This window comes from Metapseudomonas otitidis, assembly GCF_900111835.1.
Taxonomy (GTDB): Bacteria; Pseudomonadota; Gammaproteobacteria; order Pseudomonadales; family Pseudomonadaceae; genus Metapseudomonas; species Metapseudomonas otitidis.
In genome coordinates this window covers 417,550-444,201 of the sequence record NZ_FOJP01000001.1, presented here as the reverse complement: position 1 = coordinate 444,201, position 26,652 = coordinate 417,550, and the positions used below count along the sequence as shown (strand labels likewise).

25 protein-coding genes are annotated in these 26,652 nt (G+C 68.0%); 10 read left to right on the top strand and 15 right to left on the bottom strand.

What is annotated here, in order from left to right; all coding sequences use genetic code 11:
* Positions 1 to 19: 19 nt before the first annotated feature.
* From BM198_RS02060 to bioB, 11 genes are all read right to left on the bottom strand, one after another.
* Positions 20 to 1,798, bottom strand: coding sequence for an acyl-CoA dehydrogenase C-terminal domain-containing protein (locus tag BM198_RS02060; RefSeq protein ID WP_044411940.1), 1,779 nt, complete (start codon positions 1,796 to 1,798; stop codon positions 20 to 22).
* A gap of 189 nt (positions 1,799 to 1,987) precedes the next feature.
* On the bottom strand, positions 1,988 to 3,781 hold the full coding sequence (locus tag BM198_RS02055; protein ID WP_074967378.1) for an acyl-CoA dehydrogenase C-terminal domain-containing protein: 1,794 nt from the start codon (positions 3,779 to 3,781) through the stop codon (positions 1,988 to 1,990).
* 114 nt (positions 3,782 to 3,895) lie between these two features.
* Positions 3,896 to 5,188, bottom strand: a complete 1,293-nt coding sequence (locus BM198_RS02050; protein ID WP_074967376.1) for a GGDEF domain-containing protein — start codon at positions 5,186 to 5,188, stop codon at positions 3,896 to 3,898.
* Between the two features lie 148 nt (positions 5,189 to 5,336).
* Positions 5,337 to 7,142, bottom strand: a complete 1,806-nt coding sequence (locus BM198_RS02045) for a phenylacyl-CoA dehydrogenase (protein ID WP_044411932.1) — start codon at positions 7,140 to 7,142, stop codon at positions 5,337 to 5,339.
* A gap of 161 nt (positions 7,143 to 7,303) precedes the next feature.
* The gene (locus BM198_RS02040) at positions 7,304 to 7,948 is read right to left on the bottom strand and encodes a putative metalloprotease CJM1_0395 family protein (RefSeq protein WP_074967374.1); all 645 of its coding nucleotides are present in this window, start codon (positions 7,946 to 7,948) and stop codon (positions 7,304 to 7,306) included.
* A 64-nt stretch (positions 7,949 to 8,012) separates the two neighbouring features.
* Positions 8,013 to 8,294 (bottom strand): hypothetical protein, encoded by a 282-nt coding sequence (locus tag BM198_RS02035; protein WP_074967372.1) that lies wholly within the window; start codon positions 8,292 to 8,294, stop codon positions 8,013 to 8,015.
* Positions 8,295 to 8,384: 90 nt separating this feature from the next.
* Positions 8,385 to 9,074 (bottom strand): dethiobiotin synthase, encoded by a 690-nt coding sequence (gene bioD, locus BM198_RS02030; RefSeq protein ID WP_074967370.1) that lies wholly within the window; start codon positions 9,072 to 9,074, stop codon positions 8,385 to 8,387.
* Positions 9,075 to 9,884 (bottom strand): malonyl-ACP O-methyltransferase BioC, encoded by an 810-nt coding sequence (bioC, locus tag BM198_RS02025; protein WP_074967368.1) that lies wholly within the window; start codon positions 9,882 to 9,884, stop codon positions 9,075 to 9,077. It abuts the gene before it with no gap.
* Complete coding sequence (locus BM198_RS02020) at positions 9,877 to 10,602, bottom strand: alpha/beta fold hydrolase (protein WP_074967366.1); 726 nt, start codon at positions 10,600 to 10,602, stop codon at positions 9,877 to 9,879. Before BM198_RS02020 ends, bioC begins: the two co-directional genes overlap by 8 nt.
* On the bottom strand, positions 10,595 to 11,776 hold the full coding sequence (bioF, locus tag BM198_RS02015) for an 8-amino-7-oxononanoate synthase (RefSeq protein WP_074967364.1): 1,182 nt from the start codon (positions 11,774 to 11,776) through the stop codon (positions 10,595 to 10,597). Before bioF ends, BM198_RS02020 begins: the two co-directional genes overlap by 8 nt.
* A 98-nt stretch (positions 11,777 to 11,874) precedes the next feature.
* Positions 11,875 to 12,933 carry a biotin synthase BioB gene (bioB, locus tag BM198_RS02010; RefSeq protein WP_074967362.1) on the bottom strand — a complete coding sequence of 353 codons (1,059 nt, stop codon included), beginning with the start codon at positions 12,931 to 12,933 and terminating at the stop codon, positions 11,875 to 11,877.
* A 212-nt stretch (positions 12,934 to 13,145) separates the two neighbouring features.
* On the opposite strand from bioB, the gene BM198_RS02000 reads away from it, so the two are divergent.
* The 4 genes from BM198_RS02000 to BM198_RS01985 all read left to right on the top strand — a co-directional run bounded on the left by BM198_RS02000 (position 13,146) and on the right by BM198_RS01985 (position 16,055).
* Entirely contained in the window at positions 13,146 to 13,439 is a 294-nt protein-coding gene (locus BM198_RS02000) for a hypothetical protein (protein WP_044411893.1), read from the top strand.
* A 15-nt stretch (positions 13,440 to 13,454) separates the two neighbouring features.
* Positions 13,455 to 14,183: a ComF family protein gene (locus tag BM198_RS01995; protein ID WP_083422293.1), complete on the top strand. Its 729-nt coding sequence runs from the start codon at positions 13,455 to 13,457 to the stop codon at positions 14,181 to 14,183.
* A gap of 66 nt (positions 14,184 to 14,249) precedes the next feature.
* Positions 14,250 to 15,014 carry a TOBE domain-containing protein gene (locus BM198_RS01990; protein ID WP_074967360.1) on the top strand — a complete coding sequence of 255 codons (765 nt, stop codon included), beginning with the start codon at positions 14,250 to 14,252 and terminating at the stop codon, positions 15,012 to 15,014.
* A gap of 66 nt (positions 15,015 to 15,080) precedes the next feature.
* Positions 15,081 to 16,055, top strand: a complete 975-nt coding sequence (locus BM198_RS01985; protein WP_044411889.1) for a serine/threonine protein kinase — start codon at positions 15,081 to 15,083, stop codon at positions 16,053 to 16,055.
* A gap of 5 nt (positions 16,056 to 16,060) precedes the next feature.
* On the opposite strand, the gene BM198_RS01980 is transcribed toward BM198_RS01985, so the two are convergent.
* A complete protein-coding gene (locus BM198_RS01980) occupies positions 16,061 to 16,648 on the bottom strand; it encodes an SMI1/KNR4 family protein (protein ID WP_074967358.1) in 588 nt (195 codons plus the stop codon).
* Between the two features lie 172 nt (positions 16,649 to 16,820).
* Between BM198_RS01980 and rarD the strand changes: the two genes are divergently transcribed.
* A complete protein-coding gene (gene rarD, locus BM198_RS01975; protein WP_074967356.1) occupies positions 16,821 to 17,711 on the top strand; it encodes an EamA family transporter RarD in 891 nt (296 codons plus the stop codon).
* A gap of 213 nt (positions 17,712 to 17,924) precedes the next feature.
* Here the strand turns inward: rarD and BM198_RS01970 are convergent, their stop codons facing one another.
* Positions 17,925 to 18,443, bottom strand: coding sequence for a glycine cleavage system transcriptional repressor (locus tag BM198_RS01970; RefSeq protein ID WP_044411880.1), 519 nt, complete (start codon positions 18,441 to 18,443; stop codon positions 17,925 to 17,927).
* 25 nt (positions 18,444 to 18,468) lie between these two features.
* Complete coding sequence (locus BM198_RS01965) at positions 18,469 to 18,921, bottom strand: GNAT family N-acetyltransferase (protein WP_074967354.1); 453 nt, start codon at positions 18,919 to 18,921, stop codon at positions 18,469 to 18,471.
* A 59-nt stretch (positions 18,922 to 18,980) separates the two neighbouring features.
* Between BM198_RS01965 and BM198_RS29440 the strand changes: the two genes are divergently transcribed.
* From BM198_RS29440 to BM198_RS01955, 3 genes are all read left to right on the top strand, one after another.
* The gene (locus BM198_RS29440) at positions 18,981 to 19,166 is read left to right on the top strand and encodes a hypothetical protein (RefSeq protein WP_139233543.1); all 186 of its coding nucleotides are present in this window, start codon (positions 18,981 to 18,983) and stop codon (positions 19,164 to 19,166) included.
* Between the two features lie 70 nt (positions 19,167 to 19,236).
* On the top strand, positions 19,237 to 21,414 hold the full coding sequence (locus BM198_RS01960) for a malate synthase G (protein WP_044411876.1): 2,178 nt from the start codon (positions 19,237 to 19,239) through the stop codon (positions 21,412 to 21,414).
* A gap of 320 nt (positions 21,415 to 21,734) precedes the next feature.
* The gene (locus BM198_RS01955; protein ID WP_074967351.1) at positions 21,735 to 23,258 is read left to right on the top strand and encodes an NCS1 family nucleobase:cation symporter-1; all 1,524 of its coding nucleotides are present in this window, start codon (positions 21,735 to 21,737) and stop codon (positions 23,256 to 23,258) included.
* 25 nt (positions 23,259 to 23,283) lie between these two features.
* Here BM198_RS01955 and BM198_RS01950 read toward each other — a convergent pair whose 3' ends face one another.
* The gene (locus BM198_RS01950) at positions 23,284 to 23,799 is read right to left on the bottom strand and encodes a response regulator (RefSeq protein ID WP_074967349.1); all 516 of its coding nucleotides are present in this window, start codon (positions 23,797 to 23,799) and stop codon (positions 23,284 to 23,286) included.
* Positions 23,800 to 23,991: 192 nt separating this feature from the next.
* On the opposite strand from BM198_RS01950, the gene BM198_RS01945 reads away from it, so the two are divergent.
* Both BM198_RS01945 and BM198_RS01940 read left to right on the top strand, forming a co-directional pair.
* A complete protein-coding gene (locus BM198_RS01945; RefSeq protein WP_044411868.1) occupies positions 23,992 to 25,929 on the top strand; it encodes a putative nucleotidyltransferase substrate binding domain-containing protein in 1,938 nt (645 codons plus the stop codon).
* A complete protein-coding gene (locus tag BM198_RS01940) occupies positions 25,926 to 26,633 on the top strand; it encodes a 3'-5' exonuclease (protein ID WP_074967347.1) in 708 nt (235 codons plus the stop codon). The genes BM198_RS01945 and BM198_RS01940 overlap by 4 nt, the downstream gene beginning before the upstream one ends.
* Positions 26,634 to 26,652 lie beyond the last annotated feature (19 nt).

Genomic DNA, 26,652 nt, shown 5'->3' with positions numbered 1-26,652 from the left:
TCTTCATTCACGCTGCGCCTTAGAACTGCGCGGCGTCCAGCAGGTAGAGCGAGTCGCTGCCGGCCTTGACCGAGGCGGTCAGGGAGTGGATGCGCGGCAGCAGGCGGGCGAAGTAGAAGCGCGCGGTGCCGAGCTTGCTGGCGTAGAACTCGTCCTGGCCTTCCTTGCCCAGGGAGGCGCGGGCCATCAGCGCCCACATGTAGGCATAGGCGGTGTAGCCGAAGACCTGGAGGTACTCCACGGAAGCGGCGCCGATCTCGTTGGGGTTGGTCTTGGCGCGCTCCAGCAGCCAGGCGGTAAGGTCGTCCAGGTTGGCGATGGCGGCCTTCAGCGGCTCGGTGAACTCGGCCAGTTCGGCCGACGCGCCGCTGGCGAAGGCCTTCACCTCGTCGGCGAAGTGCTTGTAGAACGCACCGCCGCTGCCCACCACCTTGCGGCCGGCGAGGTCCAGGGCCTGGATGCCGTTGGTGCCTTCGTAGATCTGGGTGATGCGGCAGTCGCGTACCAGTTGCTCCTGGCCCCACTCGCGGATGAAGCCGTGGCCGCCGAAGACCTGCTGGCCGTGGACGGTGGTTTCCAGGCCGAGGTCGGTCAGGAAGGCCTTGGCCACCGGGGTGAGCAGGGCGACCAGTTCCTCGGCGCGCTTGCGCACGACCGGGTCCTCGCTGTACTTGGCGGTGTCCAGTTGCAGGGCCACGTAGCTGGAGAACGCACGGCCACCTTCGTTGAAGGCCTTCATGGTCAGCAGCATGCGGCGCACGTCCGGGTGGACGATGATCGGGTCGGCGGCCTTGTCCTTGGCGACCGGGCCGGTCGGGGCGCGGCTCTGGATACGCTCGCGGGCGTATTCGATGGCGCTCTGGTAGGAACGCTCGCCGGTGGCCAGGCCCTGGATGCCGACGCCCAGGCGCTCGTAGTTCATCATGGTGAACATCGCGGCCAGGCCCTTGTTCGGTGCATCGACGATCCAGCCGGTGGCGCCGTCGAAGTTCATCACGCAGGTGGCGGAGGCCTTGATGCCCATCTTGTGCTCGATGGAGCCGCAGGACAGGCTGTTCTTCTCGCCCAGGGAGCCATCTTCGTTCACCAGCACCTTGGGCACCAGGAACAGGGAGATGCCCTTGGGACCGGCCGGTGCGTCGGGGAGCTTGGCGAGCACCAGGTGGATGATGTTCTCGGTCAGGTCGTGCTCGCCACCGGTGATGAAGATCTTGGTGCCGGTGATCTTGAAGCTGCCGTCGGCCTGGGGTTCGGCCTTGGTGCGGATGATGCCGAGGTCGGTACCGGCATGGGGCTCGGTGAGGCACATGGAGCCTGCCCAGGTGCCGGCGTACATGTTCGGCAGGTACTTCTGCTTCAGCTCTTCGCTGGCGTGGGCGTTGATGGAGAGGCAGGCACCGGCGGTCAGCATCGGGTAGAGGCCGAAGGACAGGTTGGCGGAGTTCACCATCTCTTCCACCTGGGCGGAGATGACCTTGGGCATGCCCATGCCACCGAACACCGGGTCGCCACCGACGCCAACCCAGCCGCCTTCGGCGTAGGTGCGGTAGGCCTCGGGGAAGCCGGCCGGGGTGCTCACGCGGCCGTCGTTCCACTGGCAACCTTCTTCGTCGCCGGAACGGTTCAGCGGTGCGATGACGCCGCTGGTGACCTTGCCGGCCTCTTCCAGGATCGCCGACGCGGTATCGGCATCGACCACCTCGGCCAGGGCTGGCATTTCGGACCAGAGCTTGGCGACGTCGAAGACTTCATTGAGGACGAAGCGCATATCGCGCAGGGGCGCTTTGTAGTCAGCCATGTGCAAACCTCGCAGGAACTCTCAGGTGGCCGGTCAGGCCGGTTTCACGGAACAGGCCGGCAGTGTATCCGAACAACTCGACAGACACATAGGGTCAGTGCGTGACCAGATAAAATAGATCAGTCACCCAGCTTGACCCTTGTGAAAAGGCCCGCACGCGGCGGGCCCGGTCGTTCTGACGATAGGCCGTCAGAGGGCGAACTGCTCGGCGGAGAGGGCCATCAGGCAGTCGCTGCCGGCTTCCGCGGCGGCCTTGTGGGCGGCGGTACGGGGCAGCAGGCGCTTGAAGTAGAAGTCGCAGGTGAGCAGCTTCGCTTCGTAGAAGGCGGCTTCGCCGGTGCCGGCGTCCAGCTGTTGGCGAGCGACCACCGCCATCTGCAGCCAGAAGTAGGCCAGCACGATGTAGCCGCTGTACATCAGGTAGTCCACGGAGGCGGCGCCGACTTCGTCGGGGTTCTTCATCGCCGCCATGCCGATGCGCTGGGTCAGTTCGCCCCACTGGCGGTTGAGGTCGGCCAGTTGCGCCACCTGGGCCTTGAGTTGCGGGTGCTCGGCCTGGGCCTGGCAGAACTGGTGGACACGCTTGGTGAAGCCCATCAGCAGCTTGCCCTGGCTGCCCAGGACCTTGCGGCCCAGCAGGTCGAGGGCCTGGATGCCGTTGGTGCCCTCGTAGATGGGGGCGATGCGGCAGTCGCGCACCAGTTGCTCCATGCCCCACTCGCGGATGTAGCCGTGGCCGCCGAACACCTGCATGCCGAGGTTGGTGGCTTCGAGGCCGGTCTCGGTCATGAAGGCCTTGCAGATGGGGGTGAGGAAGGCCAGCAGGTTCTCGGCCTGCTCGCGCTCTTCGGCGCTTTCGGCGCCGTGGGCGATGTCCAGTTGCTGGGCCGTGAAGTACGCCAGGGCGCGGTTGCCCTCGTTGAAGGCGCGCATGGTCAGCAGCATGCGGCGTACGTCCGGGTGGACGATGATCGGGTCGGCAGGCTTGTCCGGCGCCTTGGGCCCGGTCAGGGCGCGCATCTGCAGGCGTTCGGTGGCGTAGCGCACGGCGCCCTGGTAGCTGGCCTCGCCGAGGCAGAGGCCCTGCATGCCGGTGCCCAGGCGGGCGTGGTTCATCATGGTGAACATGCAGTTCAGGCCCTTGTTGGCCTCGCCGATGAGGAAGCCGGTGGCGCTGTCGAAGTTCATCACGCAGGTGGCGGATGCCTTGATGCCCATCTTGTGTTCGATGGAGCCGCAGGACACGGCGTTGCGCTCGCCGATGCCGTCTCCCCGGGGCAGGAACTTGGGCACGATGAACAGGGAGATGCCCTTGGTGCCGGCGGGGGCGTCGGGCAGCTTGGCCAGGACGAGGTGAACGATGTTCTCGCTCATGTCGTGCTCGCCGGCGGAGATGAAGATCTTGGTGCCGGAGATGGCGTAGCTGCCATCGGCCTGGGGCACGGCGCGGGTCTTGATGATGCCGAGGTCGGTGCCGCAGTGGGGCTCGGTCAGGCACATGGTGCCGGTCCAGCGGCCTTCAGTGAGGCGGGTCAGGTAGGTCTGCTTCTGTTCTTCGCTGCCGTGGGCATGGATGGCGGACATGGCGCCATGGGTCAGGCCCGGGTACATGGCCCAGGACTGGTTGGCGGAGGCGACCATCTCGCTGACGATCAGCCCGAGGGAGTGCGGCAGGCCCTGGCCACCGTAGGTGGGATCGGCGGAGAGACCGTTCCAGCCGCCCTCGACGTACTGGGCGAAGGCTTCCTTGAAGCCCTTGGGCGTGGTGACCACGCCATCCTTCCACTGGCATTCCTCTTCGTCACCGGAGCGGTTCAGCGGCGAGAGCACCTGCTCGCAGAACTTGGCGCCTTCTTCGAGGATTGCGGCGACCATGTCGGGGCTGGCATCACTGGCGCCAATGGCGGTGTAGGTGGCGGGGAAGTCGAACAGCTCGTCGGTGAGGAAGCGCATGTCGCGCAGGGGGGCCTTGTACTCGGGCATGGCAGGGTCTCCTTGGCTGCGCCAGGCTCGGCGCCAATCCTGCGGACCCTAAAGGCTGGGCACCCCCTCGACAACGACGCTGCGGGCGCTGAATGCAGCGCCATAACCGGCCGTTCAGGTGGCCGTCTGGCGCACCCGCACGGCGCCCCGGCGCGCCTGGCCGTGGAGGAAGACGCGGTTGCGCCCGGCGCTCTTGGCGCTGTACAGCGCCTGGTCGGCGGCCTTGATCACCTCTTCCGGGGTGCGCTGCTCGGCGTCGCGTTCGGCCACGCCGATGCTGATGGTCACCGAGACGCTCTGGGCCGCCGCCGCACCGCGCTTGGCGCGGCCCTGCTGGTCGTTCTTAGGCCGGCTGTCGCGGTCACGCAGGTGCAGGGCATAACGCTCGATGGCCTCGCGCACGGCCTCCAGGTGGGGCTGGCATTCCTCCATGCTCTTGCCGGCGAAGACGATGGTGAATTCCTCGCCGCCGTAGCGGTAGGCCTTGCCGCCCCCGCCGACCCGCCGCAGTTGGCTGGCGACCATGCGCAGCACCTGGTCGCCGACGTCGTGGCCGTAGGTGTCGTTGAACTTCTTGAAGTGGTCCACGTCGGTCATGGCCAGCACGTAGTTGCGCCCCAACCGCTGCAGCCGTTCGTTGAGCGCGCGACGCCCCGGCAGGCCGGTCAGTTCGTCGCGGAAGGCCATCTGGTAGGCCTCGTGGGCCACCGAGGCGGTCAGGGCGAGCATGGTCAGGCTGGTCATCGCATGCAGGGCGTGGGGCAGGATGAACACCTTCGGCAGCATCCACCAGAGCCCCGCCAGGGCGATCACCTGGGCGGCGTGCTGCGGCCGGGGCTGGCGCAGGTAGGCGATGCCGAGGGCCAGCAGGGCGATGACGAAGGCGAAGTAGGAGAGCTGCACCAGGCTCATCCAGCTGCCGTGCAGCAGCGGCCAGCGCACGGGGGTGACGAAGGCCAGCATCGCCTCCGGGTAGCTCCGCCCCAGGGCCATGACCACGCCGAGGGTGGCCAGCAGGACGGCGCTGCGGGCGACGAAGTCCTGCAGCAGGTGGGTGCGCTCCTGCCAGCAGCCGAACAGGCCGAACAGCAGCGGCAGCACCAGGCTGGTGAGGTGGAAGACCAGGGCCGCATCCTCCCGCACCACGCGCTCGGCCTGGAAGTAGTCGACCTGGGTGTCCAGCAGGTAGTAGCCGATGTAGATCGAGGCCAGCAGGAAGAGCTGGCGAAGGCGCCCATAGGCGGCGCAGAACGAGCCGCCGAGCAACAGCAGCAGGGTGGGCAGGACGTTGAACAGGGAGACGAAGAACTCGTTCATGTCCGCCAGGGTCCCCGCCACCGCACCGCCGAGCACCAGGGCCAGCGGCGGCAGGAAATGGCTGAAGCGGAATGACGGGAGTGTCCGCACGCGTCTGGGTCCGACTGGTTGGAAAGCAGGCCATATGATGGCACTTCCGCCGATCACTGGCACTCAGCCGGACGACGCACGGTGCCCGGCAGGGGACCGGAAATGAAGAAGCCCGCCGAAAGGCGGGCTCCTTCTAGACACGCAGAACTCAGTAGCCCAGGGCGAAGTCTTCCTCGGCCAGGTCCATGAGGTTGCTGGCGCCGGACAGCATGGTTTCCACGTGGGTGCGGGTACGCGGCAGGATGCGCTTGAAGTAGAAGCGCGCGGTCTGCAGCTTGGCCTTGTAGAAGGCGGCGTCGCCTTCGCCGGCAGCCAGTTTCTCGGCAGCCAGGCGAGCCATGTCGGCCCAGAAGTAGGCCAGGCAGGCGTAGCCGGAGTACATCAGGTAGTCCACCGAAGCGGCACCGACTTCCTCGCGGTCCTTCATGGCGGCCATGCCGACCTTCATGGTGACCTCGCCCCACTCCTTGTTCAGCTTGGCCAGCGGCTCGACGAATTCCTTGACGGCTTCGTTGCTCTCGTTGGCCTGGCAGAACTTGTGGACGATCTTGGTGAAGCCCTTCAGCGCTTCGCCCTGGGTCATGAGGATCTTGCGGCCCAGCAGGTCGAGCGCCTGAACGCCGGTGGTGCCCTCGTACATCATGGAGATGCGGCAGTCACGCAGGTTCTGCTCCATGCCCCACTCGCTGATGAAGCCGTGGCCACCGTAGATCTGCATGCCGTGGGAGGCGGCTTCGAAGCCGACTTCGGTCATGAAGGCCTTGGCGATGGGGGTCAGGAAAGCCAGCAGGGAGTCGGCGGCTTTCTTCTCTTCCTCGTCCTGGCTGTACTTGACGATGTCCACCTGCTTGGCGGTGAAGTACACCATGGCGCGGTTGCCTTCGGCGAAGGCCTTCATGGTCAGCAGCATGCGACGCACGTCCGGGTGGACGATGATCGGGTCAGCGGCCTTGTCCGGCGCTTTCGGGCCGGTCAGGGAACGCATCTGCAGACGCTCGCGGGCGTACTTGATGCCACCCTGGAAACCGATCTCGGCGTGGGCCAGGCCTTGCAGCGCGGTACCCAGGCGAGCGGTGTTCATGAAGGTGAACATGCAGTTCAGGCCCTTGTTCGCCGGGCCGATCAGGAAGCCGGTGGCGCCGTCGAAGTTCATCACGCAGGTGGCGTTGCCGTGGATGCCCATCTTGTGCTCGATGGAGCCACAGGTCACGGCGTTGCGCGCACCGACGCCGCCTTCGGCGGTCGGCATGAACTTCGGCACGATGAACAGGGAGATGCCCTTGGTGCCCGCAGGGGCGTCGGGCAGGCGGGCCAGCACGATGTGGACGATGTTGTCGGCCATGTCGTGTTCGCCAGCGGAGATGAAGATCTTGGTGCCGGACACCTTGTAGGTGCCATCGGCCTGGGGCTCGGCCTTGGTGCGCAGCATGCCCAGGTCGGTGCCGCAGTGCGGCTCGGTCAGGCACATGGTGCCGGTCCACTCACCGGAAACCAGCTTGGTCAGGTAGGTGTGCTTCTGCTCGTCGGTGCCGTGCTGCTCGATGGTGTTCATCGCGCCGTGGGACAGGCCGGGGTACATGCCCCACGCCCAGTTGGCCTCACCGACCATCTCGCTGATGGCCAGGCCCAGGGACTCCGGCAGGCCTTGGCCACCGTGCTCGACGTTGTGGGCCAGGCTCGGCCAGCCGCCTTCGACGAACTGCTTGTAGGCTTCCTTGAAACCGGTCGGGGTCTTAACGCCCTCGGCGGACCAGGTGCAGCCTTCGGTATCACCGACGCGGTTCAGCGGAGCGATCACCTGCTCACAGAACTTGGCGCCTTCCTCGAGGATGGCGTCGACCATGTCCGGGGTGGCGTCCTGGCAGCCAGGCAGGCTCTGATAGTGCGCTTCGTAGCCAAGCAGTTCATCGCGAACGAAGCGGATATCACGCAAGGGGGCCTTGTAATCAGGCATAGCGGTAAACCTCTACGGTGGTTCCTAGTTAGGTGACCGGTGAATCGGTCGCTTACAACTTCACGGTAGTCGTTGCCGGCTGCAGGGTGCCGCCCGCAATCAAACAGGTGTTTGAAACATACGTTTCGCACAGACCCTTGTCAAGCATCCACGCGGTGCCGTCAGGCACGGGTGTCCAGCAAGGGCGGGCTCTGTTCCGTTTGGGCAATTTGTGCGTAGAGACTCAGGTCGCTGGGGGCATTGGCCGTGCTGAAGGGCTGCGTCGCGTTGGCGGCGCGCCCACCGTTTGCCTCCTCCAGGCGCAGCCGGGCGAGCTCAACCCGAGCCTCGGCGGCATGGCCGGCAGCCCGTGCCGCCACCTGGCGGTCCTGTGCGGACGGGTCGGCAGGTGCGAGGGCCGCACGCTGCACGATGTCCATCTTGACGAGGGTGGCCTCGGGGTCATTGGCCACCGGGCTGGCATCGATGCTGACTTCACCACTGACCGCATAGTCGAGGCCGTCGGGGCCGCGTTCGAAGTCATAGCTGGGGGCGCTGGCATAGCGGCCACCCACCGAGGCATGTGCCTGCTCGTGGGCACGGACCTTGCGATCGGTGCTGACCAGTTCGGCGACACGCTGCTGGTCTTCCTGGCTCAGCTCGGTGCTTTTGCTGGATGAACCCTGCTCAGACGAACGTGAAGAGGTGCCAGAAGAACGATTGGGGGTTTCGAGGGCAGTCGATGGAGAAGCCCCCACCGCCCCTGCCGACGCACGGGAGCGCGTGATGCTGACGAGAGGATCGAGAGCCAGACTGCCGATCCGCATAAGACCCTCCGCGCCTGAGCCCGCTCACCGGCCTCTGCCGCGAAGATGGGAGAGAGAGCGGGGATCAGGCCTTGGTGTCGACCAGCGTGCCGAGCACGTCGTCGGCTGTTTTCACGACCTTGGCACCTGCCAGGGCCTGGTACTTGCCGACGTCCAGGTCCACCAGGTTGGAAGCCAGGTCGGCGTTGCTGCGGTCATCCGAATCACCATCGGTACGCGCAGCCTGGGTATCGGTCGAACGCTGGACCGGCGCGCTGGCGATATCCGACGCGGCCTTGTCGATACGCTGCTGACCGGACTGCAAGGCGTTGAGCCCGTAGCTGAATGCACTGCCTGAGATTTCCATCGTCAACCTCGAACCTAGGGAACCACGACGTAATTGAAGCAGATGCCGTTTAAAAAACGTACAAACAAAACGCGATGGACGACCGACGGCTTATAGCGGCCGCTTCAGCGGATGCAGGTCCAGATGCGCGGCGACGGCCTCGGCTGACGGCACCTCAAGGCGTGGCACGCGCCCAAGGCACGGCGCCGGCAGGCGCTCGGCGAGGGTCGCGAGGTTCTCCTCCAGCCGCGAAGTGGCCGGGTCGACGATGTTGGCCACCCAGCCCGCCAGCACCAGGCCGTCCCGCTGGATCGCCTCGGCACTCAGTACGGCGTGGTTGATGCACCCCAGGCGCACGCCCACCACCAGGATGACCGGCAGGCCCAGGCGCACCGCCAGGTCAGACAGGTTCTCCCCACCCGCCAGGGGCACGCGCCAGCCACCGGCCCCCTCCACCAAAGTGAAGTCGGCGTTGCGCGCCAGTACAGCGTTGACCGGCCCGGCCAGCGCTTCGACATCCAGCTGCACCCCCGCCTCACGTGCCGCCAGATGCGGGGCGATGGCCGGTTCGAAGGCGAAGGGATTCACCTCCTCATAACGCAGCGGCAGGCTGCAGCCCGCCAGCAGGCCGAGGGCATCGCTGTTGCGCAGCCCCTCGGCGGTCCGTTCGCAGCCGGAAGCCACCGGCTTGGCGGCGGCGGTGCTCAGCCCGGCATTGCGGGCGGCCCGGAGCAGGCCGCAGGCGATGGTGGTCTTGCCGATCTCGGTGTCGGTCCCGGTGATGAAAAAGGCAGCGCCCATTCAGGTCTCCTTGCATAGCAGGCCGTGGACGACCTGGTAGGTCGCCGGCAACCCCAGGGCCTCGCGCCGCTGTTCGTAGGCATCGACCAGCGCCCGCATGCGGGCTCGCCCGGTCAGGCCGCCGGGGCGCCCGGGGTTGAGGTTGTGAGCCCCCAGCGCCTTCAGCTCGTGGGTCAGCTGGCGCAGGTCGGGGAAGTGCAGCACGTGGGGGCGGCGCTCCAGTTGCAGCACCTGCAACCCGCTGTCGGCGCACAGCGCCTGGTAGTGGGTGAAGGCACGGAAGCGGTTCACATGGGTGAAGCCGTCCACCTCGCGCCAGCTGTCGCGCAGCTCCTGCAGGGTGCCGACGCAGAGGCTGCTGAACACCAGCAGGCCACCGGGGCGAAGCACCCGCCGCGCCTCCGCCAGCACCGCCGGGAAGTCCTCGCACCACTGCACGGCCAGGCTGCTGAACACCAGGTCCAGGCCGGCATCGGCCAGCGGCAGGTGCTCGGCGTCACCGGCGATGAAATGTGCCGCCCCACCCAACGGGCGAGCGTGCTGGAGCATGCCCTCGGCCAGGTCCAGGGCCAGGCCCTGGGCACGGGGGAAGCGCTCCGCCAATTGGCGGGAGAAGTGCCCCGTCCCGCAGCCCAGGTCGAGCCAGCGCTGCGGTTCGAAGCCATCCGGCAGGCTCGCCAGCAGGTCGGCACCGACCTGGCGCTGCAGACCGGCCACGGCGTCGTAGCTGGCGGCGGCGCGGGAGAAGGACGCCGCCACCTGGCGCTTGTCCGGCAGGCCGGGCACGGGTGGTACGGGGAATTCAGACATCGTCACCTTCGAACATGAATGCCAGCATCGCCGCCGCAACGGCATCCGCGCACTCCACCGGCAAGCCGTGGCTGGCCTCGGGGATCACCGACACCTCCACGTCCGGCAACTCCTCCAGCAGGGCATCGGCCGCCGAGGCGGGCACCAGGGTGTCGCGCCCGGCGAACAGGTGCAGCTGCGGCCCGGTGAAGCGGCCCAGGGCCACGCGGGTATCCAGCTCGGCCAGCAGCTGCAGGCCGGCCACGAGGATCGTCGGCTCGGTGGCGGGCTGCGTCACCTGCAGCTGCCGCGCCAAAGTGCGCGGGTCCCGCGCGCCCTGGCTGACCAGCAGGCGGAAGCGCTTGAGGGTCAGCTCCGGGTCGAGCCCGAAAGCTTCCTGGAAGTCGCCGAACACATCGGCGCGCATGGCGCTCGGCCAATCGTCGCGGGCGCGGAAGCAGGCATTGGCGGCCAGCCCGATCAGGCCCCGGCAGTGCGTATCCCGCCGCGCGGCCAGTTCGGCGGCCAGCATGCCGCCCAGGGACCAGCCCGCCAGCCAGCTGTCGCCGGGCAGGCGCGCATCCAGCTCGTCGAGCCAGGCGGCCGGGTCGTCCAGCTCCGGCAACGGCTGGATCTGCACCGCCAGGTGCGGGGCGCGCTCGGCCAGGGCGTCGCGCAGGGGTTCGAGTGCAGCCGGGCCCAGGGCCCAGCCGGGGATGAGGATCAGTCGGTCACGCATCGGGTTGTCCTTCTTCGGCCAGCAGCTTCCAGCTTTCGGACAACGCCACCAGCAGTCGTTCCACCTGCGCCTCGCTGTGGGCGGCACTGAGCGTCACCCGCAGGCGCGCGGCACCGACCGGCACCGTGGGTGGGCGGATAGCCCCGACCAGCAGCCCGCGCTTGCGCAGCAGGGCCGACAGCCGCAGCGCACGGGCGCTGTCACCCACCAAGATCGGCTGGATCGGCGTGGGGCTGTCCATCAGGTCCAGGCCGATCTCGGCGGCGCCCTCGCGGAAGCGGCGGATCAGCGCATCCAGGTGCTCGCGGCGCCAATGCTCGCGCTGCAGCAACTCCAGGCTCTTCAGGGTCGCGCAGGCCACCGCCGGCGGCTGGCTGGTGGTGTAGATGTAGGGTCGGGCGAACTGGATCAGGCTCTCGATCAGGTCGTCGCTGCCGGCCACGAAGGCACCGGCGGTGCCGAAGCCCTTGCCCAAGGTGCCCACCAGCACGGGCACGTCCTCCAGGCCCAGGCCGAAGTGCTCGACGATGCCACCGCCCTGGGCGCCAAGGGGCCCGAAGCCGTGGGCGTCGTCCACCATCACCCAGGCGCCCCGGGCTCGGGCCGCGGCACACAGGCCGGGCAGGTCGGCCAGGTCACCGTCCATGCTGAACACGCCGTCGGTCACCACCAGGGTGTTGCCCTCGGCCTTGTCCAACCGGCCCTCCAGGCTGGCGACGTCGTTGTGCAGGTAGCGGGAGAAGCGCGCCCCGGAGAGCAGCCCGGCGTCCAGCAGCGACGCGTGGTTGAGACGGTCCTCCAGCACGGTGTCGCCCTTGCCCACCAACGCAGTGACGGCGCCCAGGTTGGCCATGTAGCCGGTGGAGAACAGCAGCGCCCGCGGCCGCCCGGTGAACTCGGCCAGGGCCAGTTCCAGATCGTGGTGCGGGCCGCTGTGGCCGATCACTAGGTGCGAGGCGCCGCCGCCCGCGCCCCAGCGCTCGACACCGCGCATGAAGGCGGCCTTCACCTCGGGGTGGTCGGCCAGGCCCAGGTAGTCGTTGGAACAGAAGGCCAGCATCGGCCGGCCATCCACCACCACCTCGGGCCCCTGGGGCGTTTCCAGCAGCGGACGTTGGCGGTAGAGGTTTTCCGCACGGCGGGCGGCAAGGCGGGAGGCGAGATCGAAAGGCATCGCAATGGCTCACCGGCAGCGGGCAGGCGGCCTACGGCGGCGCACCTGCCTTACGGGGAATGGGGTGGCGGGCGCAAGCACCCGCCACCGGGCGAACGTCAGGCCGAGGCAGCGTTGTAGAACAGCTGCGAGTCGCGCTGCTCTACCAGGGCCTGCTCGATGGCGGCCTGGTGCACCTCGTCGGCGTGTTCCTCGCGCTCCTCGGGCTTGATGCCGAGGCGGGCGAACAGCTGCATGTCCTTGTCTGCCTGGGGGTTGCCGGTGGTCAGCAGCTTCTCGCCGTAGAAGATCGAGTTGGCGCCGGCCATGAAGGCCAGGGCCTGCATCTGGTCGTTCATCTGCTCACGCCCGGCGGACAGCCGCACGTGGGACTGGGGCATCATGATCCGCGCCACCGCCAGGGTGCGAATGAAGTCGAACGGGTCGACGTCCTGTTCCTCGGCCAGGGGCGTGCCCTTGACCTTCACCAGCATGTTGATCGGCACCGACTCGGGGTGTTCCGGCAGGTTGGCCAGCTGGATCAGCAGGCCGGCGCGGTCGTCCAGCGACTCGCCCATGCCTAGGATGCCGCCGGAGCAGATCTTCATCCCCGCTTCGCGCACGTAAGCCAGGGTCTGCAGGCGCTCGCTGTAGGTGCGGGTGGTGATGATGTTGCCGTAGAACTCCGGCGAGGTATCCAGGTTGTGGTTGTAGTAGTCCAGGCCGGCATCAGCCAGCGCCCGGGTCTGCTCCTGGTCCAGGCGGCCGAGGGTCATGCAGGTCTCCAGGCCGAGCTTCTTCACGCCCTTCACCATCTCCAGCACGTAGGGCATGTCCTTGGCCGAGGGGTGCTTCCACGCCGCGCCCATGCAGAAGCGGGTCGAGCCGATGGCCTTGGCCTCGGCGGCCGCCTCCAGCACCTTCTGCACCTCCATCAGCTTTTCCTTGTCCAGGCCGGTGTTGTAGTGGCCGGACTGCGGGCAGTACTTGCAGTCTTCCGGGCAGGCGCCGGTCTTGATGGAGAGCAGGGTGGAGACCTGAACGCGGTTCGGGTCGAAGTGCGCGCGGTGCACGGTTTGGGCCTGGAACAGCAGGTCGTTGAACGGCTGCTGGAACAGCGCCTTCACCTCGGCGAGGGTCCAGTCGTGGCGGGTAGCGATGGCGGCGGTTGCACTCATGGGAAGGGTTCCTACGACGCTTGGATGGCGCCTCTTGTCGGAGTGGCCCGGGCCGATAGACCGGGCGTTCAGGCTAAGGGGCATCTTAATTTCGGGTTCGACGCTGTCAACCAGATTCGGGACACAGGTTTACAGATGAGCAAATAACAACCAATAGAACCCTTGTCGCCGCCGCGAATCCAATGACGGAATCCCCCACGCAAGGATCCACCATGGGCACAGAAGGTTTCTTCGGTTGGCTCGGCGAGGCGCTGGGCCGCGCCATCCGCTTCATCGTCGACCTGCTCTCCGGGTTGCTCGGCGGCATCTGGTCGGCGATGGACGACTTTTTCCACGGCCTGGCACGGGCCATCGGAATGGATACCTCGCTGTTCAGCTTCGTCGTGCTGTTCATCGGACTGATGCTGCTGGTGTCCGGCATTCGCGCCCTGGCGAGGAAGGGCATCATCAGCGGCCTCATCCTCACCCTGCTCGGCCTGGTGGTGATGAGCTGGCTCATCCACTGACCCCGCAGGACCACCATGGACGGACTCCTCCACCGGCTTCGCCGCCTGGCGCGCAGCCAGGCCCGCTGCCAGCTGTGCCTGGCCACCCTGGAGGGCGATGACGTCCACCCCATCTGCCCCGGCTGCCTGCTCGACCTGCCCTGGCTGGCCGGCCATTGCCGCCAGTGCGCCCTGCCCCTGCCGGCCGACGGGCTGCTCTGCGGCGAATGCCAGCGGCGGCCACCGGCCTTCGACAGCGCCTGCATGCCCTGGCGCTACGACTTCCCCCTCGACGCCCTGGTCACCCGTTTCAAGCACCGTGCCGACTGGCCTGCCGGGCGCCTGCTGGCGGAGCTGTTCGCCGACCACCTGCGGCACACCCGGCAAGCGCTGCCGGACCTGCTGCTGCCGGTGCCCCTGGCACGGGCACGCCAGCGGGCGCGGGGTTTCAACCAGGCGCAGATGCTCGCCGACTGGCTCGGCCGCTCGCTGCGCCTGAAGGTGGAGGCCGGCTGGCTGCTGCGCCCCCAGGACACCCCGGCCCAGCAAGGGCTGGATGCTGCCACCCGGCGACGCAACCTGCGCCGGGCCTTCGCCCTGGCACCCCGCGCGCGCCCCGCCGGGCTGCACCTGGCCCTGGTGGACGACGTGCTGACCACCGGCACCACCGCCCACGCCCTCGCCCGCCTGCTCAAGCGCGCCGGCGCCGCACGGGTGGACGTCTACTGCCTGGCCCGCACGCCCAAGCCGGGCAGCGTGCCCTGACGGGCGCTTGACGACCGCGCCCTGCTCACTCAGCCTGCGCGCCATGTCCATTGGGCCCCGACCACCATGAGCCAGCTGATCCCCCTCACCCAGCAACTGACCCGCCGCCCCCAGCGCATGGCGCTGCTGGAGCAGATCGCCATCCAGGGCTCCATCACACGCGCCGCCAAGGCCGCCGGCCTCAGCTACAAGGCTGCCTGGGATGCCATCGACGAGCTCAACAACCTCTCCGAGAAGCCGCTGGTGGAGCGCAGCGTGGGGGGCAAGGGCGGCGGCGGTGCGCGCCTGTCCGCCGAAGGTGAGCGCCTGCTGGCGCTGTTCAAGCGCCTGGAAAGCCTGCAGGCACGCCTGGTGGAAAGCGCCGAGCACGAACAGGATCTGGAGCGCCTGGGCCGCCTGATGCTGCGCACCAGCGCACGCAACCAGCTCAGCGGCAAGGTGGTCGGCCTGCAGGCCCACGGCCGCAACGACCTGGTGGAGATGGAACTGCCCGGTGGCGCCCGGCTGAAGGCACAGATCACCCACGACAGCACCGAGAAGCTGGAGCTGGCCCTGGGCGTCGGGGTGGTCGCGCTGATGAAGGCCGGCTGGCTGGAAGTGCACCCGCTGCATGCGCCCGTGGATGCCCACCTGAACGCCCTGGAGGGCCGGATCGAGGCCATCGTCCCCGACGCGGAAGGCCCCAGCGAGGTGCGCATCGCCCTGGGCAGCGGCCAGACCCTCTGCGCCCTGGCCGAACCGGCCCGCCTCGCCGCCGACGGCCTGCAGCCCGGCCAGCTGGCGCGGGTGCTGTTCGACCCCGGCCAGGTGCTGCTGGGCACGGCACTCTAGCCCGGCGGTTTCGGCAGGCCGGCGCGCGACCCGCTAGACTGTGCGCCCATCCGCTGGAGCCGCCCCATGTCCCATCCCTTCGACGCCCTCACCCCCGACCTGGTCCTGGATGCCGTGGAGAGCCTGGGCTACCTCAGCGATGCCCGGGTACTGGCGCTGAACAGCTACGAGAACCGCGTGTACCAGGTGGGGATCGAGGACAGCGCGCCCCTCATCGCCAAGTTCTACCGGCCCGAGCGCTGGACCGACGCTGCGATCCGCGAGGAGCACGCCTTCACCCTGGAGCTGGAGGAACACGAAGTGCCGGTGGTGGCGCCCCTGCGCTGCGAAGGCGAGACGCTGTTCGAGCACGCTGGCTTCCGCTTCGCCCTGTTCCCCCGTCGCGGCGGCCGCGCCCCGGAGCCGGGCAACCTCGACCAGCTCTATCGCCTCGGCCAGCTGCTCGGCCGCCTGCACGCCGTGGGCGCGACCCGGCCGTTCCAGCACCGCGAGCAGCTGGCTGTGGATAACTTCGGCCACGCCTCGCTGCAGACGCTGCTGGAAGGTGGCTTCATCCCCAAGGGCCTGCTGCCGGCCTACGAATCGGTGGCCCGCGACCTGCTGAAGCGCCTCGACAAACTGTTCGCCGAGGTGCGCTACAGCCCCATCCGCCTGCATGGCGACTGCCACCCGGGCAACCTGCTGTGCCGCGACGAGGCGTTCCACGTCGTCGACCTGGACGACTGCCGCATGGGCCCTGCCGTGCAGGACCTGTGGATGATGCTGGCCGGCGAACGCCAGGAGCGGTTGGGGCAGCTCTCCGAGCTGATGGACGGCTACCAGGAGTTCCACGACTTCGACCCCCGCGAGCTGCCGCTGATCGAAGGTCTGCGGGCCCTGCGCCTGATGCACCACAGCGCCTGGATCGCCCGCCGCTGGGACGACCCGGCCTTCCCCATGCATTTCTCCTGGTTCGGCAGCGAACGCTACTGGGGCGACCAGGTGCTCACCCTGCGCGAGCAACTGGCAGCCCTGGACGAGGAGCCGCTCAGGCTGTTCTGAGGGGTTCACTCGTCCTCGTCGAAGACGAAGGCGTAGCCGTCCTCCATCAATTGTTCGAGGTAGCACTCGAAGCTCGGCGCGATCACCGCGTAGGAATCGGGGTCGTGCAGGAAGCGCACGACCTGCCCCACCGCACCGCCCGGCGCCGGGTCGAAGTCCAGGTACAGCACCGAGGTGCCGCCATTGTTCATGCAGTGGGAAAAGCACAGGCGGCGATCCATCGGCAGTGCCGGGTCGATGCCGGCGCCGATCAGCTCCGGAAACTCGTCCAGGTAGCCGTCGTAGACCTGGAGGATGCTGTCGGTACGGCGACGCTCGGCGAGCATCTGCTCCACCGAGAGCAGGTAATAGGGGTACTCGAACACGTCCGAGCCGAGAATCAGCTCCTGCAGCATGACCCCGCCGTGGTCCTGCCAGTAGGTGCCATTGATGCGCTGGAGCAGCGCCAGCAGGCTGTCGGGCACCTGGGGATAGGCCGCACGCAGCGCCTCCAGCTGGGCGGGCGTGGCCCCCAGGGCCTGGCCCAGGCGCTGGCGGGACTCGGGGGGCAGGGCCTGCTCCAGGCCTTGCAGGTAGCGTTCGACGACGGTCATGGCGCACTCCTTGGGAAACCGGCGTGCAGTGTGCCAGCCGCCGGGCGGCATTGCCGCGACCGCCCTCCCACGGCACTGCGGAACCCCGTGCCGACCGCAACGTCACAGACAAGCGCCGGTGCGCGCCCTAAAATGGCGCGCTTCCCTCAACCTGCCCGACCAAGGACGCCTGATGGCCACCGCCAATCCCCGCCGGGGCTATGCCCTGGGCCTGACTGCCTATGTCATCTGGGGACTATTCCCGATCTACTTCAAGCTGCTCGAGCGCATTCCCGCTCTGGAGATCATCACCCACCGGGCCATCTGGTCCGCCCTGTTCGGCACCTTGCTGCTGGCGGTGTGGAAGCACCCGGGCTGGTGGCGGGAGCTGCGCGAGAACCCGCGTCGCTTCGCCATCCTCGGCGCCAGCGGGTTGCTGATCGCCAGCAACTGGCTGGTCTACGTCTGGGCGGTGAACAACGGCCGGATGCTGGAAGCGAGCCTGGGCTACTACATCAACCCGCTGGTGAACGTGCTGCTGGGCATGCTCCTGCTCGGCGAGCGCCTGCGCCGCCTGCAGTGGCTGGCGGTGGGCCTGGCGGCCGTGGGCGTGGCCCAGCAGATCTGGCAGGTGGGCGCGCTGCCCTGGGTGTCGCTGACCCTGGCCCTGACCTTCGGTTTCTATGGGCTGATCCGTAAGCAGGCCCCGGTGGCTGCGCTGCCGGGCCTGGTGGTGGAGACCTGGCTGCTGCTGCCGCTGGCCCTGGGCTGGCTCTTGCTGCACCCGGAGGCCAGCACCGGCCAGGCGGGGTTCTGGAGCGACCCGCAGGCCCTCTGGCTGGTGGCCGCCGGCCCGGTGACCCTGGTGCCGCTGGTGTGCTTCAACGCCGCCGCCCGCCACTTGCCCTACACCACCCTGGGCTTCCTGCAGTACCTGGCGCCGACCCTGGTGATGCTGCAGGCGATCTTCCTGTTCGGCGAGCACTTCGACCCGAACAAGCTGGTGGCCTTCTGCTGCATCTGGGCCGGCCTGGCGATCTACAGCGTCGATGCCTGGATGACCCTGCGCCGCAACCAGGGTTGAGCAATAAGTGAACGATGGGCTGCACGCCGCTGCTGGCGGGGGCTGCAGCCGTCGATCCCGAGCTTATCCACAGGCCCGTCCACGGCGGATGTGCACAAGCCCGGCGAGCTGATCAGTTTCCGACCAGCCGCCTGCAGCCCACGCCTGGAAAGGCCTGCGGCGGAGCATCCCCAACTTGTCCACAGGCTTGCCCCGGTTTTCCGTGGGTAAGCCTCAAGCGTCGGCGTTGAGCGTCAGTTCCACCATCAGGTCATCGGCCAGGGTTTCCAGCTGCGCCTGCAGGTCATCCAGCGACAGCGCCAGGGGCACGGCCAGGGTGGCCTCGGCGCGAAACAGCGGCTCGCTGCTCATGGGCGCCGGCACCACCTCGGTCTGCAACTGCTCCAGGTTGACCCCGTGGCGGGACAGCAGGTGGGTGATGTCACGGACGATGCCGGGGCGGTCGTTGCCCACCAGCTCCAGGTGGATGGTCTGCCAGCCGCTGGCCGGCTCGGTGCCACTGTCCGCCAGCATCACGCGGATGCCGTGCGTCTCCAGCCCTTGCAGGCCCGCCACCAGCTTGCCCTGGCCCTCGGCGGGCACGGCCACCCGCAGGATACCGGCGAACTGCCCGGCCATCCGCGCCATGCGGCTTTCCAGCCAGTTGCCGCCATGGGTGGCGATGCACTGAGCGATGCGCTCCACCAGCCCGGGCTGGTCGGCGGCGATCACGGTGAGTACGAGATGGTGCATGTCGGTCTCCTTGGTGCGGGGTCGCTCAGCGGCGATCCAGGCTCAGCCAGTAGGTCAGGTACACCTCGTCCCGCACGTAGCCGAGCCGCTCGTAGAGCGCCTGCCCGGCCAGGTTGGTCCGCGCGGTTTCCAGCTGCAGGCCGCAGGCGCCGGTGGCCTCGCCATGGGCGCGGGCGGCGTTCATCAGCCGTTCGCCCACCCCCAGACGGCGCGCCGAAGGGGCAACGAACAGGTCACTGAGCAGCCAGGCCGGTGCCAACGCCAGGGAGGACATGAAGGGATAGAGCTGGACGAACCCCTGGGCATGCCCGGATTCGTCGCGGTCGATGAGGATCACCGAATCGCCGCGTTCCAGGCGCTCGCCGAGGAAGTGGCGGATCTCCTGCAGCGGGCGGGGCACCCGGTAGAAGTCCAGGTAACCACTGAACAACTGGCTCAGCTCATCCAGGTCAGCGGCGGTCGCAGCGCGTACCGTCATGGTGGGGCTCCTTTTTTTGTAGTGGAGGCAGTATAGAAAAGAGCTGAAGGTAGTGGCTGATGACGCTGTCAGATGCTGCGACGCCGGGTCGCAGCGCCGCGAAAATCGTGATCGTGTACGGTTTGAAGATTTATCTGGAACAATCTATCGGTTTTTTGAGAACATTCTTGCCCCGCAGTGACCGTAAGTGGTTTTTCGGTCGCATAGCGACGCCCGACCCTGTTTTTTGTGACGGGTTCATGTAGTATGCCGCGGCTCGGACTACAAGCTTTCAGGCACGGTCCAGAGCGGATATTGAGCAGAGTGAGGCAAGCAATGACTGAGCGCGTTCAAGTCGGTGGCCTGCAGGTCGCCAAAGTCCTGTTCGACTTCGTGAACAACGAAGCCATCCCCGGAACCGGCATCGCTGCCGACGCGTTCTGGGCCGGTGCGGAGAAGGTCATCAACGACCTCGCGCCGAAGAACAAAGCCCTGCTCGCCAAACGCGACGAACTGCAGGCCAAGATCGACGCCTGGCACCAGGCCCGTGCCGGCCAGGCCCATGACGCCGTGGCCTACAAGGCCTTCCTGCAGGAAATCGGCTACCTGCTGCCCGAACCGGCCGACTTCCAGGCCAGCACCCAGAACGTCGACGAAGAAATCGCCCGCATGGCCGGCCCGCAGCTGGTGGTGCCGGTGATGAACGCCCGCTTCGCCCTGAACGCCGCCAACGCCCGCTGGGGCTCGCTGTACGACGCGCTCTACGGCACCGACGTGATCAGCGAAGCCAACGGCGCCGAGAAGGGCAAGGGCTACAACAAGGTCCGGGGTGACCTGGTCATCGCCTACGCCCGCGCCTTCCTCGACGAAGCCGCGCCGCTGGAGTCCGGCTCCCACGTCGACGCCACCGCCTACACCGTCAAGAACGGCCAGCTCGCCGTGAGCCTGAAGAACGGCAGCGAGACCGGCCTGAAGAACGCCGCGCAGTTCATCGCCTTCCAGGGTGACGCTGCCAAGCCCGCCGCCGTGCTGCTCAAGCACAACGGCCTGCACTTCGAAATCCAGATCGACCCCACCAGCCCCATCGGCCAGACCGATGCCGCTGGCGTCAAGGACGTGCTGATGGAAGCCGCCCTGACCACCATCATGGACTGCGAGGACTCCGTCGCCGCCGTCGACGCCGACGACAAGACCGTCGTCTACCGCAACTGGCTGGGCCTGATGAAGGGCGACCTCGCCGAGGAAGTCAGCAAGGGCGGCCAGACCTTCACCCGCACCATGAACCCCGACCGCGTCTACACCAAGGCCGATGGTTCCGAGCTGACCCTGCACGGCCGCAGCCTGCTGTTCGTGCGCAACGTCGGCCACCTGATGACCAACCCGGCCATCCTCGACGCCGCTGGCAACGAAGTGCCCGAGGGCATCCAGGACGCGCTGTTCACCAGCCTCATCGCCCTGCACAACCTCAACGGCAACACCAGCCGCAAGAACACCCGCACCGGCTCGGTCTACATCGTCAAGCCGAAGATGCACGGTCCGGAGGAAGTCGCCTTCGCCACCGAGATCTTCAGCCGCGTCGAAGACGTGCTGGGCATGCCGCGCAACACCCTCAAGGTCGGCATCATGGACGAGGAGCGCCGCACCACCGTCAACCTGAAGGCCTGCATCAAGGCCGCTGCCGAGCGCGTGGTGTTCATCAACACCGGCTTCCTCGACCGCACCGGTGACGAAATCCACACCTCCATGGAAGCTGGCGCCATGGTGCGCAAGGCCGCCATGAAGAGCGAGAAGTGGATCGGCTCCTACGAGAACAACAACGTCGACGTCGGCCTGGCCACCGGCCTGCAAGGCCGCGCGCAGATCGGCAAGGGCATGTGGGCCATGCCGGACCTGATGGCCGCGATGGTGGAGCAGAAGATCGGCCACCCGCTCTCCGGCGCCAACACCGCCTGGGTCCCCTCGCCCACCGCCGCCACCCTGCACGCGCTGCACTACCACAAGGTCGACGTGTTCGCCCGCCAGGCCGAACTGGCCAAACGCACCCCGGCCTCCGTGGACGACATCCTGACCATCCCCCTGGCTCCCAGCACCGACTGGACCGCCGAGGAGATCAAGAACGAAGTGGACAACAACGCCCAGGGCATCCTCGGCTACGTGGTCCGCTGGATCGACCAGGGCGTCGGCTGCTCCAAGGTGCCGGACATCAACGACGTCGGCCTGATGGAAGACCGCGCCACCCTGCGCATCTCCAGCCAGCTGCTGGCCAACTGGCTGCGCCACGGCGTGATCACCCGCGAGCAGGTCGAGGAAAGCCTCAAGCGCATGGCCGCCGTGGTGGACCGCCAGAACGCCAGCGACCCGCTCTACCGCCCGATGGCGCCGAACTTCGACGACAACGTCGCCTTCCAGGCCGCCCTGGAACTGGTGGTCGAAGGCACCCGGCAGCCCAACGGCTACACCGAGCCGGTGCTGCACCGTCGTCGCCGCGAGTACAAGGCCAAGAACGGCCTGTAAGCACGGCGCACCGCGTTGAAGAAACCGCCCTCCGGGGCGGTTTTTTTATGCGCCCCACCTCCAACGCCGTCATGGGCTTGCGTAACGCCTGCGCACAATTTTGTGTACAAAAAACCCAAAGCGCCCCGCGACTGGGCACGCCAAAACTGACTCGCAAGTCAATGATAGAAAAGGAAAATTCAATTCTTTCCCGGCAGCCCTCGCCACACCTGGCGTGAGAGCACGCGCAGCACGCAGATGAGCGCCAACGCCCGGAAAGTGGCATGGAACTCGCAATTGCACACAACTCAAACAAATCGTGCATACAGGCCGAGCCGACCATGAACCCAACCCCCGCCCATGTCGCCGCTGCACCCGGTGCCGCCACCGCGCCCACCGCCGCCTCACCCCAGCAAGCCGCCCTCAGCCCCCGGCTCTACAGCGCCGACCTCGCCCCCACCAAGGCCGAGGGGCGCCGCTGGGGGCGCTACAGCCTCTTCGCGCTGTGGACCAACGACGTCCACAACATCGCCAACTACTCCTTCGCCATCGGCCTGTTCGCCCTCGGCATGAGCGGCGCGCAGATCCTCGCCGCCTTCGCCCTCGGTGCCCTGCTCATCTACGGCCTGATGAACCTCTCCGGCTACATGGGCCAGAAGACCGGCCTGCCCTACCCGGTGATGTGTCGCATCGCCTTCGGCATCCACGGCGCCCAGTTGCCGGCGCTGATCCGCGCGGTGATCGCCATCGCCTGGTTCGGCATCCAGACCTACCTCGCCTCGGTGGTGCTGCGGGTGCTGCTCACCGCCCTGGCGCCGGAGCTGCGGGCCTACGACCAGGACAGCCTGCTGGGCCTGTCCACCCTGGGCTGGCTGACCTTCCTCGGCATCTGGTGCGTGCAGCTGCTGATCTTCGCCTACGGCATGGAAATGGTGCGGCGCTACGAGTCCTTCGCCGGGCCGGTGATCCTGGTTACCGTCGCCGCGCTGGCCAGCTGGATGTACATCCGCGCCGGGCTGCGCATCAGCTGGTCCACCGGCCAGCAGGCCGAAGGCGCCGGCCTGTGGCTCAAGGTGTTCAGCGGCGCCGCGCTGTGGGTGAGCCTGTACGGCACCATGATCCTCAACTTCTGCGACTTCTCGCGGAACTGCCCGGACCGCCGCACCATCAGCCAGGGCAACTTCTGGGGCCTGCCGGTGAACATGCTGCTGTTCGGGCTGATCGCCGTGGTCCTCGCCGGTGCCCAGTTCAGCCTCGACGGCACGCTGATCCAGAGCCCCACCGACATCGTCGCCGCCATCCCCCACACCGGGCTGCTGGTGCTCGGCTGCCTGGCCTTCCTGATCGTCACCGTGGCGGTGAACATCATGGCCAACTTCGTCGCCCCGGCCTATGTGCTCACCAACCTGGCCCCGCGCGTGCTGAACTTCCGCCGCGCCGGCCTGCTGGCCGCCACACTCGCCGTGGTGATCCTGCCCTGGCACCTCTACAACAGCCCCGGCGTGATCCTCTACTTCCTCGGCGGCCTGGGCGCCCTGCTCGGCCCGCTGTACGGCATCATCGTCGCCGACTACTACCTGGTGCGCCGGGGCCGGGTGAACCTGCCGGAGCTGTACTCGGAGGCCCCCGAGGCGGCCTACCACTACCACCGCGGCATCAACCTGCGGGCCCTGGCCGCCTTCGCTCCCTCGGCGCTGATCGCCATCGTGCTTGCGCTGCTGCCGGCCTTCGAGAGCCTGTCGCACTTCTCCTGGTTCTTCGGTGCCGGGCTGGCGGCACTGATCCACGTCGCGCTCGCCGATCGCCGGCAGCCGTTCGTGGAGGTTTCGGGGGAATCCATCGCGGTGGACAGCGTCCACCACTGAACGAAGAACGCCTGGGCCGCTCGGCTCAGGCGCTCTTCAGGGCGAGGCAGGCTTCGACGGCCGCTTCTTTCGGCCTGGGCCGCCTCCGGACGACCTTCGGCTCCGGCGGCGTCCCCAGCTCATTGCGCGCCAGGGTGGTCAGGTGGGCCAGGTCGGGCGGCCCCAGCAGGAAGTCCAGCACCTTCAGGTGCAAGGCCTCCACCGCATCCTGCACCGTCGCATCGCCCGCCATCACCACCACCGGCAGGCTGGCGCGGGCCGACTGGCGCACCTGGCGCACCAGCTCCAGGCCGCTGCCGTCCGGCAGGTGCAGGGCGCACACCAGCAACCCGATGGAAGAACGCGAGGCCAGCAGCTCCAGCGCCTCGGCACGGCCGGGCGCGTGCAGGCAGCGCAAGCCGAGCCCCTGCAGCGCAGCAGCCAGCCGTGGATACAGCGCATCGTCGCCGTCCACCAGCAGCACCGACGCCTGGTGCGGGCCGCGCACCAGCTCGTCCAGCGCGAGCAGTTCTTCTTCACTGAGCAGATCGCCGTAACTCATCGCGTCACCTATGCCCGACTCCCGGCCCGTCCACCTCATGGACGGCCAACTAGGGTGGGATAACGCCGCTTCGGCGGAGTTCCCTTGGCCCGCCGGACGGTCGCAGCCCCTTCCTATACTTACGTCCAATGGGCAGCCCCGGCCCCCAGCCACGACCATGCCGGGACAACAAGAGACACGCGGAAGCACGGCATGAGCACGACAGGCAACGCCTTCGAGCAGGCGGGCAAGCTCGCGGTGATGCAGAACGTCCACGGCACCATGGAGTTCCTGCAGAAGTTCCCACCCTTCAACCAGATGGAAAGCGCCCACCTGGCCTTCCTGGTGGAGCACTGCCTGCTGCGCTTCTATGCGCGCGGCGACTCCATCATCAAGCCCGGCGACGGGCCGGTGGAGCACTTCTACATCGTCAAGCAGGGCCGGGTAGTGGGCGAGCGCCCGCATTCGGCCAAGCGCGGCACCGAAACCACCTTCGAGATCGCCACCGGCGAGTGCTTCCCCCTCGCCGCCCTGCTGGGCGAGCGCGCCACCCGCACCGAGCACCTGGCCGGCGAAGACACCTTCTGCCTGCTGCTGGACAAGGCAGGCTTCGTCAAGCTGTTCGCCCTCTCCAACCCTTTCCGCGACTTCGCCCTGCGCGGCGTCAGCAGCCTGCTGGACCAGGTCAACCAGCAGGTCCAGTTGCGCGCGGTGGAAACCCTCGGCGCCCAGTATTCCCTCGACACCCGCCTGGCGGAGCTGGCCGTGCGCCAGCCGGTGGCCTGCCCGCCGCACATGCCCCTGCGCGAAGCAGTGCGGCTGATGCACGAGAGCCAGGTGGGCAGCATCGTCATCGTCCAGGGCGACGAGCGCCCGGTGGGCATCTTCACCCTGCGCGACCTGCGCCGGGTGATCGCCGACGCCTGCGCCGACCTCGACCAGCCCATCGCCGAGCTGATGACCCAGCAACCCTTCCACCTGCCGCCCGGCGCCAGCGCCTTCGACGCCGCCATCGCCATGACCGAGCGCCACATCGCCCACGTCTGCGTGGTGGAGGACGGTCGCCTGCAGGGCGTGGTTTCCGAGCGCGACCTGTTCTCCCTGCAGCGGGTCGACCTGGTGCACCTGGCCCGCACCATCCGCCATGCCGGTCGCGTCGAGACCCTCGCCGCCCTGCGCGCCGACATCCGCCGCCTGGTGGACAGCATGCTCGCCCACGGCGCCAGCTCCACCCAGATCACCCACATCATCACCCTGCTCAACGACCACACCGTGTGCCGGGTGATCGAACTGACCCTGGAAGAGATGGGCGACCCCGGCGTGCCCTTCACCTGGCTCTGCTTCGGCAGCGAAGGGCGCCGCGAACAGACCCTGCACACCGACCAGGACAACGGCATCCTCTTCGAAGCCGCCGACGACGCCGAGGCCGCCCTGCTGCGCGGGCGCCTGCTGCCGCTGGCCGAACGCATCAACCAGGCCCTCGCCACCTGCGGCTTCGAGCTGTGCAAGGGGCGGATCATGGCCGGCAACCCCGAGCTGTGCCTGTCGCGCAACGAATGGCGCCGGCGCTTCACCGGCTTCATCCGCGAGGCCACCCCCGAGAACCTCCTGGCCTCCAGCATCTACTTCGACCTGCGCGCCGTCTGGGGCGAGCACGACGGCTGCGACCAGCTGCGCCGCGAGATGCTCGCGCAGGTCGCCGACAACAGCCTGTTCCAGCGCATGATGGCCGAGAACGCCCTGCGCCAGCGCCCGCCGGTGGGCCGCTTCCGCGACTTCGTGGTGGCCCGCAAGGGCGCCGAGAAAGACACCCTCGACCTCAAGGTCCAGGGCCTCACCCCCTTCGTCGACGGCGCCCGCCTGCTGGCCCTGGCCAACGGCATCGAGAGCGGCAACACCCTCGACCGCCTGCGCCAGCTGGTGCAGCGCGAAGTGATCGACGCCCAGGACGGCGCCGCCTTCGAAGAGGCCTACCACTTCATCCAGCAGACCCGCATGCAGCAGCACCAGCAACAGGCCCGCCAGGGGCTTCCGCTGTCCAACCACCTCAACCCCGACAGCCTCAACCACCTGGACCGGCGCATCCTCCGCGAATCCTTCCGCCAGGCCCAGCGCCTGCAGGCCAGCCTGGCGTTGCGCTACCAGCTATGAATGCCTTCTCCTGGTTCACCCGGCGCCAGCGCCCAGCCCTGACAGACGACCAGCAGCAGCGCCGCGACGCCCTGCCCGCGCCCCAGGTGCTGGACGACCGGCCCCTGGCCGCCCAGCGCTTCGTGGTGCTCGACCTGGAGACCAGCGGCCTGGACATGAGCCGCGACCTGGTGCTGTCCATTGGCGCGGTGAGCATCGAGGCCGGCGCCATTCCCCTCGGACGGGGCTTCGAAGCGACCCTGTACCGGAACGCCGCCACCTCCCCCGCCGTGCTCATCCACGGCATCGCCCCCAGCGTCTCCGCCGCCGGCCTGGCGCCGGCCGAAGCCCTGCTGGACTTCATGGACTACCTGGGCGACAGCCCGGTGCTGGCCTTCCACGCCCCCTTCGACCAGCGCATGCTCGCCCGCGCCTTGCGCCAGGACCTGGGCATGCGGCTGCGCCACCCGTTCCTCGACATCGCCGAACTGGCCCCCCTGCTCTGCCCCGACGCCGGCATCCGCAACGGCGGGCTGGACCAGTGGGCCGAGCATTTCGGCCTGCAGGTGCAGCAGCGCCACCACGCCAGCGCCGATGCCCTGGCCACCGCCGAGATGGCCCTGATCCTCTTCGCCCACGCCCGCCGCCAGGGCCTGGACAGCCCCGCCGCACTGTCCGCCGCCCTGGCCCGGCAGCAACGCCGCCAGCAGCAACCCGGGTTCTGACCGGCCGACGGCCTGCAAT

Coding starts and splice junctions, on each gene's coding strand:
- BM198_RS02060 (WP_044411940.1), bottom strand. CDS start 1,798: ATGGCTGACTACAAAGCGCCCCTGCGCGATATGCGCTTCGTCCTCAAT.
- BM198_RS02055 (WP_074967378.1), bottom strand. CDS start 3,781: ATGCCCGAGTACAAGGCCCCCCTGCGCGACATGCGCTTCCTCACCGAC.
- BM198_RS02045 (WP_044411932.1), bottom strand. CDS start 7,142: ATGCCTGATTACAAGGCCCCCTTGCGTGATATCCGCTTCGTTCGCGAT.
- BM198_RS02040 (WP_074967374.1), bottom strand. CDS start 7,948: ATGCGGATCGGCAGTCTGGCTCTCGATCCTCTCGTCAGCATCACGCGC.
- BM198_RS02035 (WP_074967372.1), bottom strand. CDS start 8,294: ATGGAAATCTCAGGCAGTGCATTCAGCTACGGGCTCAACGCCTTGCAG.
- bioD (WP_074967370.1), bottom strand. CDS start 9,074: ATGGGCGCTGCCTTTTTCATCACCGGGACCGACACCGAGATCGGCAAG.
- bioC (WP_074967368.1), bottom strand. CDS start 9,884: ATGTCTGAATTCCCCGTACCACCCGTGCCCGGCCTGCCGGACAAGCGC.
- BM198_RS02020 (WP_074967366.1), bottom strand. CDS start 10,602: ATGCGTGACCGACTGATCCTCATCCCCGGCTGGGCCCTGGGCCCGGCT.
- bioF (WP_074967364.1), bottom strand. CDS start 11,776: ATGCCTTTCGATCTCGCCTCCCGCCTTGCCGCCCGCCGTGCGGAAAAC.
- bioB (WP_074967362.1), bottom strand. CDS start 12,933: ATGAGTGCAACCGCCGCCATCGCTACCCGCCACGACTGGACCCTCGCC.
- BM198_RS02000 (WP_044411893.1), top strand. CDS start 13,146: ATGGGCACAGAAGGTTTCTTCGGTTGGCTCGGCGAGGCGCTGGGCCGC.
- BM198_RS01995 (WP_083422293.1), top strand. CDS start 13,455: ATGGACGGACTCCTCCACCGGCTTCGCCGCCTGGCGCGCAGCCAGGCC.
- BM198_RS01990 (WP_074967360.1), top strand. CDS start 14,250: ATGAGCCAGCTGATCCCCCTCACCCAGCAACTGACCCGCCGCCCCCAG.
- BM198_RS01985 (WP_044411889.1), top strand. CDS start 15,081: ATGTCCCATCCCTTCGACGCCCTCACCCCCGACCTGGTCCTGGATGCC.
- BM198_RS01980 (WP_074967358.1), bottom strand. CDS start 16,648: ATGACCGTCGTCGAACGCTACCTGCAAGGCCTGGAGCAGGCCCTGCCC.
- rarD (WP_074967356.1), top strand. CDS start 16,821: ATGGCCACCGCCAATCCCCGCCGGGGCTATGCCCTGGGCCTGACTGCC.
- BM198_RS01970 (WP_044411880.1), bottom strand. CDS start 18,443: ATGCACCATCTCGTACTCACCGTGATCGCCGCCGACCAGCCCGGGCTG.
- BM198_RS01965 (WP_074967354.1), bottom strand. CDS start 18,921: ATGACGGTACGCGCTGCGACCGCCGCTGACCTGGATGAGCTGAGCCAG.
- BM198_RS29440 (WP_139233543.1), top strand. CDS start 18,981: ATGACGCTGTCAGATGCTGCGACGCCGGGTCGCAGCGCCGCGAAAATC.
- BM198_RS01960 (WP_044411876.1), top strand. CDS start 19,237: ATGACTGAGCGCGTTCAAGTCGGTGGCCTGCAGGTCGCCAAAGTCCTG.
- BM198_RS01955 (WP_074967351.1), top strand. CDS start 21,735: ATGAACCCAACCCCCGCCCATGTCGCCGCTGCACCCGGTGCCGCCACC.
- BM198_RS01950 (WP_074967349.1), bottom strand. CDS start 23,799: ATGAGTTACGGCGATCTGCTCAGTGAAGAAGAACTGCTCGCGCTGGAC.
- BM198_RS01945 (WP_044411868.1), top strand. CDS start 23,992: ATGAGCACGACAGGCAACGCCTTCGAGCAGGCGGGCAAGCTCGCGGTG.
- BM198_RS01940 (WP_074967347.1), top strand. CDS start 25,926: ATGAATGCCTTCTCCTGGTTCACCCGGCGCCAGCGCCCAGCCCTGACA.